Origin of the sequence: uncultured Bacteroides sp., from assembly GCF_910586915.1 — a bacterium.
Classification (GTDB): domain Bacteria; phylum Bacteroidota; class Bacteroidia; order Bacteroidales; family Bacteroidaceae; genus Bacteroides.
The window spans coordinates 1-11,170 of record NZ_CAJULN010000065.1 but is presented as its reverse complement, the minus strand read 5'-3'; the positions used below and the strand labels follow the sequence as shown (position 1 = coordinate 11,170).

The following is an 11,170-nucleotide window of genomic DNA, read 5'->3' as shown; positions in this document are numbered from 1 at the left end:
GTGATGACCATACGGTGCACCCATCCGGTGTAATCGTCGGGCGTCTGAATTTCGTACCAACCGGTATACTGACGCACTTTGACAGGCATTCCCAACAAAGCCTGCGTACTCATTCCGGAAGTGAATTTACCTTCTTCACGCACATTACAAACCGAAACCTGCACAACCCCGTAGGTCGAATCGGCCGACAGAGGAGGTATTTCCTGCGCTTTCATACTTAGGGCGGAAATTGCCCAGATACAACATAAAAAGAGAGCGTTTTTCTTCATAAAATCCTATTTTCTTACCGGCAAAGGTAGAAATTATTTCTATTTATGGTCTATTCTTTAGATAAAACAAAATAAATGACGTACTTTTGCAGCCTAAAGCAGTTGGCCGGTCTGTCGCGTGCATAATTTGTGCAGGAGGAAAGTCCGGGCAACACAGAGCATCCTACTTCCTAACAGAAAGCTGTCCGCGAGGGTAGAGTAACGTAGAAGAAAACAACCGCCCCTCCTTTCGGGGAGAGGTAAGGGTGAGAAGGTGGGGTAAGAGCCTACCAGCCGTATGGTGACATATCGGGCTGTGCGTCTTAGGAGTTGTAAGGTCATGTAAACCGGCGTTATGAGAGTTGCTCGCTCCATGTCGGAGGGTAGACCGCTAAAGTGTCGTGGTGACACGCCACTCAGATAAATGACAGACACCTTATTTATATAGGGTACAGAACTCGGCTTACAGGCTGACTGCTTTTTCTTTTAAAAACTCGGAGCCATGAAGAAAAAAATCACGGATATATGGAGGTTCCTTACGTATGACATCTGGCGCATTACGGAAGGCGAAGTGACACGGACAAAATTCTCGCTCTACAACATCATCAAAACCATTTATCTCTGTATCAACCGGTTCACCAAAGACCGGATGGCAAATAAGGCCTCAGCTCTGACATACAGCACACTGCTTGCCATCGTTCCCATGCTCGCCATCCTGTTTGCCGTTGCACGCGGATTCGGGTTCGACAATTTAGTGGAACATCAGTTGCGCAACGGATTCGGAGGAAACACGGAGACAACAGAAACCATCCTCTCGTTCGTCGATTCCTATCTTTCGCAAACCAAAGGCGGGGTGTTCATCGGAATCGGTCTGATAATGCTGTTATGGACGGTGATTAACCTGGTGAGCAATATCGAAATCACCTTCAACCGTATTTGGGAAGTGAAGAAAGCGCGCTCCATGTACCGCAAGATTACGGATTATTTCTCCATGTTCCTGCTGATGCCGATTCTGATTGTCATCTCCGGCGGTCTTTCCATTTTCATGAGCACCATGCTCAAGCAGATGAACGACTTCGTGCTGCTGGCCCCTATCATGAAATTCCTGATACGTCTTGTTCCCTTCGTCCTGACCTGGCTGATGTTCACGGGGCTGTACATCTTCATGCCCAACACAAAAGTACAAATCAGGCACGCGCTTATCGCAGGAATCTTGGCGGGAACCGCTTACCAGACCTTTCAGTATCTCTACATCAACAGCCAGTTGTGGGTATCAAAATACAATGCCATCTACGGTAGTTTTGCCGCCCTACCCCTATTCCTTCTTTGGTTGCAAACCTCCTGGACCATCTGCCTGTTTGGAGCCGAACTGACCTATGCGGGACAGAACATCCAAAGTTTCAGCTTCGACCAAGACACCCGGAACATCAGCCGGCGTTACCGCGACTTTATCTCTCTTCTTATCATGTCTCTCATAGCCAAAAGATTTGAAAAGAACCAATCGCCCTACACTGCCTTGAAACTATCGGAAGAGCATCAGATACCGATACGGCTCACCAATCAAGTACTTTATCAACTGCAAGAGATACATTTGATTCACGAAGTGGTGACGGATGCAAAAAGCGAAGAAATCGGCTATCAGCCGTCAATGGATATCAATCAACTGAATGTAGCCATTCTGCTCGACCGACTGGATACCTACGGCTCGGAGAACTTCAAGATTGACAAAGACGAAGAGTTCAGCGACGAATGGAAAGTGCTGACCGAATCTAGGGAGGAATATTATAAAAAGGCAAGCAACGTATTACTGAAAGATTTGTAAACAAGCATCGCCTTAAAACGCAAGAATTGAAATTAAACACAATTATATCAACAAAAAAATGAAAAAACTACTACTCAATGCTTTTGCCTTATGCTTTGCAGGGGCAATCGCGGCACAAGAAGCTCCGCTATGGATGCGTAACTGCGTTCTCTCGCCGGACGGGACTACCATTGCCTTCACCTACAAAGGAGACATCTACACGGTGCCGGTCACAGGCGGGCGGGCAACACAAATCACGACCAATCCCGCCTTCGACACCAACCCCGTATGGAGCCCCGACAGCAAGCAAATCGCCTTTGCATCCGACCGTATGGGAAGCCTGGATGTTTTCACCGTATCCAAAGACGGCGGCGTTCCGCAACGGCTGACCACCCACTCGGGCAACGAAAAGCCCATTGCCTACAAAGACAGCAAGCACATCCTGTTTACTGCCAACATCACTCCTGCCGCCGAAGATGCAGGATTTCCTTCCGGACAGTTCCAACAGGTTTACGAAGTACCCGTGACAGGCGGACGTCCCGTCATGTTCTCGTCCATGCCGATGGAATGCATCTCCATCAATAAAGAGGGACATATGCTCTATCAAGACAAGAAGGGATATGAAGATTACTGGCGCAAGCACCAGGTCTCCCCTATCGCCCGCGACATTTGGATGTACGCTCCCGGAAAGACACCGGCTTATCAAAAACAAACGAATTTCGGTGGTGAGGACCGCGAACCGGTATGGGCTCCCGACGGAAAATCCTTCTACTACTTGAGCGAAGAAAAAGGTTCTTTCAACGTATTCCAACGTACTCCCGGAGCTACTGCCGCCAAGCAGGTGACTTTCCATACCAAACATCCGGTACGCTTTTTAAGCATAGCCACCGACGGTAAACTTTGCTACGGCTACAACGGCGAAATCTACACACTCGCCCCGGGCAAAAAGCCGCAGAAGGTGAACATCGCCATCCTGTCTGACAGAAACGATAAAGACATCATCCGCCAAATCAGAACGAACGGCGCTACCGACATCGCTGTCTCTCCCAAAGGAAAAGAGATTGCCTTCATCATGCACGGCGATGTATATGTCACCTCCATCGATTACAAGACAACCAAACAAATCACCAACACTCCCGACCAAGAACGCAACCTCAGCTTCTCGCCTGACGGACGAACATTGGTGTATGCATCCGAACGTAACGGATTGTGGCAGTTGTACACCTCGACCATCGTGCGTGAGGAGGAAAAGCAGTTCACCTATGCCACCGAGTTGAAGGAAGAGCGTCTTACAAAATCCAACGTCGCTTCCTTCCAACCGCAGTTCAGCCCCGACGGCAAAGAAATCGCCTTCCTCGAAAACCGTACTGCCATCCGCATCATCAACCTGAAAAGCAAAGCAGTGCGCACCGTCATGGAAAGCCAATACCAATACTCCTATGCAGACGGCGACCAGTGGTTCCAATGGAGCCCCGACAGCAAGTGGATTCTTTCAGACTTCATCGGCGTAGGCGGCTGGAACAACAAAGATGTCGTACTGCTGAAAGCCGACGGAAAAGGTGAAATGGTGAACCTCACCGAAAGCGGATACGGCGACAGCAACGCCAAATGGGTGCTCGGCGGAAAAGCCATGATATGGAACAGCGACCGTGCCGGCTACCGCAGCCACGGTAGCTGGGGAAGCGAAAGCGATACTTACATCATGTTCTTCGACGCAGAAGCCTACAACCGTTTCCTGATGAACAAAGAAGACCTCGCTTTACTCGAAGAGGCGGAGAAAGCAGAAAAAGCGGAGAAAGAGAAAAAGGAAAAGGCTGAAAAAGAAAAAGCCGACAAGAAGAAGGACAAGAAAGACGGCAAGAAAGACGACACGGACAAAAAAGAAAAAGAAGAAGCCGCAAAAACACTTACTTTCGACCTCGAAAACCGTTTCGACCGCATCGTACGTCTCACCGTCAACTCTTCCCGCTTAGGCGATGCCGTCCTCACCCCGAAGGGCGACGCCCTTTATTACCTGGCAGCCTTTGAAGGCGGCTACGATTTGTGGGAGCATAAATTGAAAGAGAACACCACCCGCATCTTGCTCAAAGGTGTTGGCGGCGGTGCACTGATACCCGACAAAGAGGGGAAAAACATCTTTATGTGCACAGGCGGACAACTGAAAAAAATCGAAATTGCCGGCAACAGAATCACGCCGATTCACTTCGAAGCCTTTTTCGACCACCGTCCTTACGACGAACGCGCCTACATCTTCGACCACGTCTGCCAGCAGGTGAACGATAAATTCTACGTTGCCAACCTGCAAGGTACCGACTGGAAAGGATACAAAGAGGCCTACCAACGCTTCCTACCCCACATCAACAACAATTACGACTTTGCCGAAATGCTGAGCGAACTGCTCGGCGAACTGAACGCTTCGCACACCGGAGCACGCTACGGCGGAGGAGGATATGCCATGCCTACAGCTACCTTAGGCGTATTCTATGACGAGTCTTACGACGGTGCCGGACTGAAAATCAAAGAGATAATGGCACAAAGCCCCTTAGCTCAGAAAAAGACAGACGTCAAAGCAGGATGCATCATCGAAAAAGTAGACGGACAAGCTATTGAAGCCAACGCAGATTATTTCCCGTTGTTCGAAGGCAAAGTAGGACGCAAAGTCATCCTTACCGTGTACGACCCGGCTACCAAGAAACGGTTTGAAGAGACCGTAAAAGCCATCAGCTACGGAGCCCAAAACGAGCTGCTCTACAAACGCTGGGTGAAACGTTGTGCCCGCAAGGTAGAAGAACTTTCCGGCGGCCGCATTGCCTACGTACATATCAAAGGAATGGACAGCCCCAGCTTCCGCCAGATGTATTCCGAACTGTTAGGACGCTACCGCAACAAAGAAGCAGTCATCGTAGACACCCGTCACAACGGCGGCGGATGGTTGCATGACGACGTGGTGACACTGCTCAACGGCAAAGAATACCAGCGCTTCGTTCCGCGCGGACAATACATCGGCAGCGACCCGTTCAACAAATGGCTGAAACCTTCGTGTATGCTGACTTGTGAAGATAATTACAGCAACGCCCACGGCACGCCCCACGTCTACAAAACCTTAGGTATCGGAAAATTGGTAGGTGCCCCCGTTGCCGGAACCATGACCGCCGTATGGTGGGAACGCCAGATAGACCCGTCTATCGTATTCGGTATCCCGCAAGTAGGCTGTATGGATATGGAAGGCAATTACCTCGAAAATCGAACTTTGCAGCCGGACATCCTTGTCTACAACGAACCGGAAGCGAGCCTGAAAGGCGAAGACGCCCAGTTGAAAGCAGCAGTAGACCATCTGCTGAAGGAACTGTCTGACAAGAAAAAATAAACCTGCGACAAGCAGATACCCCCCCAAAAAAACAACGCGGATTCCACGGTATGAAAACAATCAAAAACCGTGAAATCCGCGTTATTCGTATCCTGCCGTCAGGAACAGCCTCCCCTATTCAGTAGCGATTGTAAGAAACCACCTTCTCCTTCGGCTTCCTCATTTTCTTCCGTTTCTCTTTGGCAGGATACCCTATCGCAATATCCAGCAGCAGGCGTTTGGAAGCGGGAATTCCCGCCAAACGTTTTATTTCCTTTTCGTCAAACCACCCTAAGATACACGACCCCAAACCTTCGCTTTCGGCAGCCAGCGTGATATGGGCGGTAGCAATTCCGATATCAATGAGTGGAAAATGCTTGTTCTTCACTTTCCCGCCGAGCAGGGAAGTGATATTGGCCGACTCTTCCACAATCAGGATATGCACGGGAGCATCTTTGGCAAATTTATTCATTCCCAGTCCCGCCGTCGCTTTGCCAATCTTCAAAGCCAATTCGTGCTCGGTGATTACCACAAACTTCCACGGCTGCGCATTACAGGCGGAAGGCGCCAACCGTCCCGCTTCAATGATTCGTTCCAGTTTCTCCGCTTCCACCGGGCGTTCCTTGTCATACGCCCGGTCGCTCTGCCGCGAAAGCACCAATTGCAAAAATTCGCTATGCTCCATCCTACTTATACTGAATCATCCGACTGATATACTTGCCTATGATATCAAACTCGATATTCACCACACTGCCAATTTCAAAAGTATGGAAATTAGTATGCTCGTAAGTATATGGGATAATAGCCACCTGGAAAGTATCATCCGTCGGATTACATACTGTCAGGCTGACGCCGTTCACCGTCACCGAGCCTTTATCCACTGTGATGTATCCGCGCTTCGCCATCTCCTTGTCAAACGTATAGCGGAAAGTGAAATACCAGCTTCCCTCCGCATCGCTGATGTCGGTGCAGGTTGCGGTCTGGTCCACGTGTCCTTGCACGATGTGTCCGTCCAGACGTCCGTTCATCATCATGCTGCGTTCCACATTCACCTTGTCCCCCACTTTCAGCACACCGAGATTAGAGCGTTCCAACGTCTCCTTCATGGCAGTCACCGTGTACGTATCCTCCGTCAGACTCACCACCGTCAGGCATACGCCGTTGTGAGCAACACTCTGGTCGATTTTCAATTCACCCACAAACGAACACTTAAAAGTAAAGTGTATATTCTCCTGGTCTTTCACCAGTGCTACTAAGGTAGCATATTCTTCTACGATTCCGGAAAACATAATGTAATTTACGATTTTACTGTTTACGATTTAAAAGTTTTTTATCTATTAGGGGTCAAAGATACAAATAAGCCGGCAGGAAAGAAAATCGAAGTATAAAAAAAGGGGCTTTTCACAAAGCTCCTTTTTCAGTTTTCAATAGGTATTAGTTTTTTTTAAGGTAAAAAGATTGTTTTCAGGATAACGGCGCAAAGATAGGGGCTTTTACCAATACTATCCAAATTCCAAAATATGTCATATAACATCTTTTTGAAAAATCTTTGAATTTATTATCATTTGAGGCTAAAACCCCCGTCACTTGTCCATTACAGTTGGCAAATATAAGGTTAATTTTTAAGGAGAGCTAATTTCTGTTTAAAAATATGCAAATATTTATTTCTCCGGAAAAAGAGCGGTTATATTCCGGTTAAATGAAAAAAATATCCTAATTTTGTAGCCTGAATCATGTATTAACACCAATCGTTATGACAGATATAAAAAACGAAGAAGCAGCAGGCGAAAAGAAAAGCCTGAACTTTATAGAACAGGCAGTAGAGAAAGATTTGAAAGAGGGAAAGAACGGCGGAAAAATACAGACACGTTTCCCGCCCGAGCCTAACGGCTACCTTCACATCGGTCATGCCAAAGCCATATGCCTTGATTTCGGTATTGCGGAAAAACATGGCGGTGTATGCAACCTTCGTTTCGACGATACAAACCCCACCAAAGAGGATGTGGAATATGTAGAAGCAATCAAAGAAGACATCCAGTGGTTGGGTTACCATTGGGGAAACGAATATTACGCTTCCGACTATTTCCAGCAATTATGGGATTTCGCCATCCGTCTGATACAGGAAGGAAAAGCATACATCGACGAGCAAAGTTCCGAAGAGATTGCCAAGCAGAAAGGCACTCCTACCCAGCCGGGTGTGGAAAGCCCTTACCGCAACCGTCCCATCGAAGAAAGTCTGGAACTTTTCAAGAAGATGAATAGCGGCGAGATTGAAGAAGGCGCAATGGTTCTGCGTGCCAAGATTGATATGGCAAATCCGAATATGCACTTCCGCGACCCGATTATCTACCGGGTAGTAAAGCATCCGCACCACCGCACGGGCACTACATGGAAAGCCTATCCGATGTACGACTTCGCCCACGGACAAAGCGACTTCTTCGAGGGAGTGACCCATTCGCTGTGTACCCTCGAATTCGTTGTACACCGTCCGCTCTACGACCTCTTCATCGACTGGCTGAAAGAGGGCAAAGACCTGAACGACAACCGCCCCCGCCAGACCGAGTTCAACAAACTGAACCTCAGCTATACGCTGATGAGCAAACGCAACCTGCTCACTTTGGTGAAAGAAGGTCTTGTCAACGGATGGGACGACCCCCGTATGCCGACCATCTGCGGTTTCCGCCGTCGCGGTTATTCGCCCGAGTCCATCCATAAATTCATTGACAAAATCGGTTACACCACTTACGACGCACTGAACGACATCGCCTTGTTGGAAAGCTCCCTTCGGGACGACTTGAACAGCCGTGCCATCCGTGTCTCCGCAGTCATCAATCCGGTGAAACTCATTATCACCAACTATCCGGAAGGACAAGTGGAAGAGCTGGAAGCCATCAACAACCCGGAAGATACGGAAGCCGGAAGCCACCTTATCGAGTTCAGCCGCGAGTTGTGGATAGAGCGCGAGGACTTTATGGAAGACGCTCCCAAGAAATATTTCCGCATGACACCGGGACAGGAAGTACGCCTGAAAAACGCCTACATCGTGAAATGCACAGGCTGCAAGAAAGACGAGAACGGCGTGATTACAGAGGTTTACTGCGAATACGACGCAAATACCCGTAGCGGTATGCCCGATGCCAACCGCAAAGTAAAAGGAACATTGCACTGGGTAAGCTGCAACCACTGTATGCAGGCAGAAGTGCGCTTGTACGACCGCCTGTGGAAAGTAGAAAACCCGCGCGACGAACTGGCAGCCATCCGCGAAGCTAAAAACTGCGACGCCCTGGAAGCCATGAAAGAAATCATCAACCCTGATTCTTTGAAGGTATTGTCCAACTGCTACATAGAGAAATTCGCTGCAACCCTGCCACCCCTCTCCTATCTGCAGTTCCAACGAATCGGTTACTTCAACATAGACAAGGAATCCACTCCCGAAAAACTGGTATTCAACCGCACAGTAGGCTTGAAAGACACTTGGGGCAAACTTAACAAATAATCGGGCCATCCGGCTTGTATTCATAAAAATGGGGCTGTGACAAAAGAGAATCAAAGACTTTTGTAACAGCCCCATATTAGCAATCAAAAAAAATCAATATTCAAAATGGCAAGAAAAAATTCATCGTCCAGCAGAAAAGAGCTGATGGAACTAATCACAAACTACGAAGCAGCGAAAGCGGAAAACCGACAAATCTATATGGACGGCGACCAATTGGCCGACATTGCCGACTGGTACGCTACCGAACTAAAATATGCCGAAGCGCAAGAGGCCATCACCTACGGACTCAACCTGCATCCGCAAAGTACCGATTTGCTGATGGAGCAGGCTTATCTCTATCTCGACACTCGTCAGTTGCAGAAAGCGAAGCAGGCAGCTGCCGTCATCAATGAAGACTATTCCGCCGAAGTGAAAATGCTGAAAGCCGAACTGCTGCTGAACGAAGGAAAACTGAAAGAAGCCGACCAACTGTTGGAAACATTGGAAAACGATGCCGACCTCCTCACAATTACCGACATCGTATATCTCTTCTTAGACTTGGGATACCCGGACAGTGCCGAAAAATGGCTCCAAAAGGGAGCGCCCCAATATGCCGACGAAACGGACTTCCAAGCACTGAAGGCCGACTACCTGTTTGCCATCCACCAGCTTGAAGACGCCATTTATGCTTACAACCAACTGATTGACAAAGCCCCGTACAATGCCTCCTACTGGATGGGACTGGCCAAATGCTACTTCATCCAAGACAAAATGGACAAAGCAATAGAAGCGTGCGATTTTGCGTTGGCAGCCAACGAGCACTACGGCGAAGCCTACTCCTACAGGGCCCACTGCTTCTTCTACCTCAACAATCCCGACGAGGCCATTGCCAATTACGAAAAAGCCATCACCTACAAGGCAATCCCCCCCGAGATGGCCTATATGTTCATCGGGATATCCTATGCCAACAAAGAAGAGTGGCAGAAAGCCATCGACTATTACACGCGGGTAATCGAATGTTTTGAAAAAGCAGGAGACGGAGAATCCATCTTGCTGATAGATACCTACACCAGCAAAGCCTTTGCCCTCTGTAGTCTCCGCAGATTTGAAGAGGCGCATCAGCTATGCGAAAAGGCGCGAAAGATAAATCCGAACGAAGGAATCGTCTACCTGACAGACGGAAAACTATTCCTGGCAGAAGGGAAAGAAGAGGAAGCCGAAGCAGCTTTCCAAAAAGCATTAGAGCTTATTCCCGGCGTGGAGACAATTTATACGATAGCTGCCGTATATTCGGAAAACAATTACCGCGATAAAGCCCGGGAATACTACAAGACCGTCTATGATCTCGACCCGAATTATGAGACGATAACCGAAAAAATGAGTATTATAAGTCTGATGGACAACAAAATAGAAGATTTCTTCAAGTACAACAGCGAATGCAAGTACCCACTCGATCAGGAAATCATTACCGATATGCTGACCAATCCCAGATGCATAGGTATAGACAAACTGACATTGAAGGAAGTACTGAATCGCATGGAGAAAGAGAACAAAAAGAACGAAAAATAAATAATCATTTAGTAAACTCTATCCCTAAGAAAACATGGAATCAGTAGCATTTATCCAGTGGTGTCTGGACCATTTGAATTATTGGACCATCACTTTATTAATGACCATCGAAAGTTCTTTCATACCTTTCCCTTCGGAGGTAGTCATCCCGCCTGCCGCCTACAAAGCGGCCGTCAATGAGGAGCTTAACATTTACCTGGTCATTCTGTTTGCCACGATTGGAGCCAACATCGGCGCCTTGATTAATTATTACTTGGCAAAGTGGCTGGGTCGTCCCATCGTTTATAAGTTTGCCAACAGCCGCATCGGCCATATGTGCCTGATTGATGAAGCCAAAGTACGCAATGCCGAGGTCTATTTCGACAAGCACGGCGCACTTTCCACTTTTATCGGCCGTCTGATTCCCGCCGTTCGCCAATTGATTTCAATTCCTGCCGGGCTGGCTCAGATGAAGTTGCCCACATTCCTGCTCTACACCACTTTGGGAGCCGGATTATGGAATACGATTTTAGCTATCATCGGTTATCAATTGGCAAAAGTTCCTGGTATTGAAAGCGAAGAGCAACTTATCGCCAAAGTATCCGAATACAGCCACGAAATAGGATACGGATTTATTGCTATCGGCATATTTATCGTTGCTTTCCTTATCTATAAAGGAATAAAGAAAAAGTAACAGAATGGAGGTGTGTCAAAATGCACACCTCTTTTTTTATGCACAAAGCCCCGACTTT

The 11,170-nt window shown here is 48.0% G+C and carries 8 protein-coding genes and 1 other RNA gene; 6 read left to right on the top strand and 3 right to left on the bottom strand.

The features are described 5' to 3' along the window. Window positions 1–269, bottom strand: a 269-nt coding sequence (locus tag QZ331_RS13765; RefSeq protein WP_365976384.1) for an SH3 domain-containing protein, incomplete at its 3' end; no start/stop codon positions are given. A 98-nt stretch (window positions 270–367) separates the two neighbouring features. Between QZ331_RS13765 and rnpB the strand changes: the two genes are divergently transcribed. From rnpB to QZ331_RS13750, 3 genes are all read left to right on the top strand, one after another. Beyond that, window positions 368–730, top strand: an RNA gene (gene rnpB / locus QZ331_RS13760) — RNase P RNA component class A. Between the two features lie 20 nt (window positions 731–750). Then, entirely contained in the window at window positions 751–2,070 is a 1,320-nt protein-coding gene (locus QZ331_RS13755; protein WP_294631243.1) for a YihY/virulence factor BrkB family protein, read from the top strand. 58 nt (window positions 2,071–2,128) lie between these two features. Continuing rightward, window positions 2,129–5,416 (top strand): S41 family peptidase, encoded by a 3,288-nt coding sequence (locus QZ331_RS13750; RefSeq protein ID WP_294631241.1) that lies wholly within the window; start codon window positions 2,129–2,131, stop codon window positions 5,414–5,416. A gap of 118 nt (window positions 5,417–5,534) precedes the next feature. Here QZ331_RS13750 and QZ331_RS13745 read toward each other — a convergent pair whose 3' ends face one another. Both QZ331_RS13745 and QZ331_RS13740 read right to left on the bottom strand, forming a co-directional pair. Further along, window positions 5,535–6,080: a nitroreductase family protein gene (locus QZ331_RS13745; RefSeq protein WP_294631239.1), complete on the bottom strand. Its 546-nt coding sequence runs from the start codon at window positions 6,078–6,080 to the stop codon at window positions 5,535–5,537. A 1-nt stretch (window position 6,081) separates the two neighbouring features. Next, a complete protein-coding gene (locus QZ331_RS13740) occupies window positions 6,082–6,684 on the bottom strand; it encodes a riboflavin synthase (protein WP_294631237.1) in 603 nt (200 codons plus the stop codon). Between the two features lie 464 nt (window positions 6,685–7,148). Between QZ331_RS13740 and QZ331_RS13735 the strand changes: the two genes are divergently transcribed. From QZ331_RS13735 to QZ331_RS13725, 3 genes are all read left to right on the top strand, one after another. After that, window positions 7,149–8,891, top strand: a complete 1,743-nt coding sequence (locus QZ331_RS13735; protein WP_294631235.1) for a glutamine--tRNA ligase/YqeY domain fusion protein — start codon at window positions 7,149–7,151, stop codon at window positions 8,889–8,891. Window positions 8,892–8,996: 105 nt separating this feature from the next. Beyond that, window positions 8,997–10,439: a tetratricopeptide repeat protein gene (locus tag QZ331_RS13730; protein WP_294631233.1), complete on the top strand. Its 1,443-nt coding sequence runs from the start codon at window positions 8,997–8,999 to the stop codon at window positions 10,437–10,439. A 34-nt stretch (window positions 10,440–10,473) separates the two neighbouring features. Continuing rightward, window positions 10,474–11,112 (top strand): DedA family protein, encoded by a 639-nt coding sequence (locus QZ331_RS13725; RefSeq protein WP_294631231.1) that lies wholly within the window; start codon window positions 10,474–10,476, stop codon window positions 11,110–11,112. Window positions 11,113–11,170: the final 58 nt, after the last annotated feature.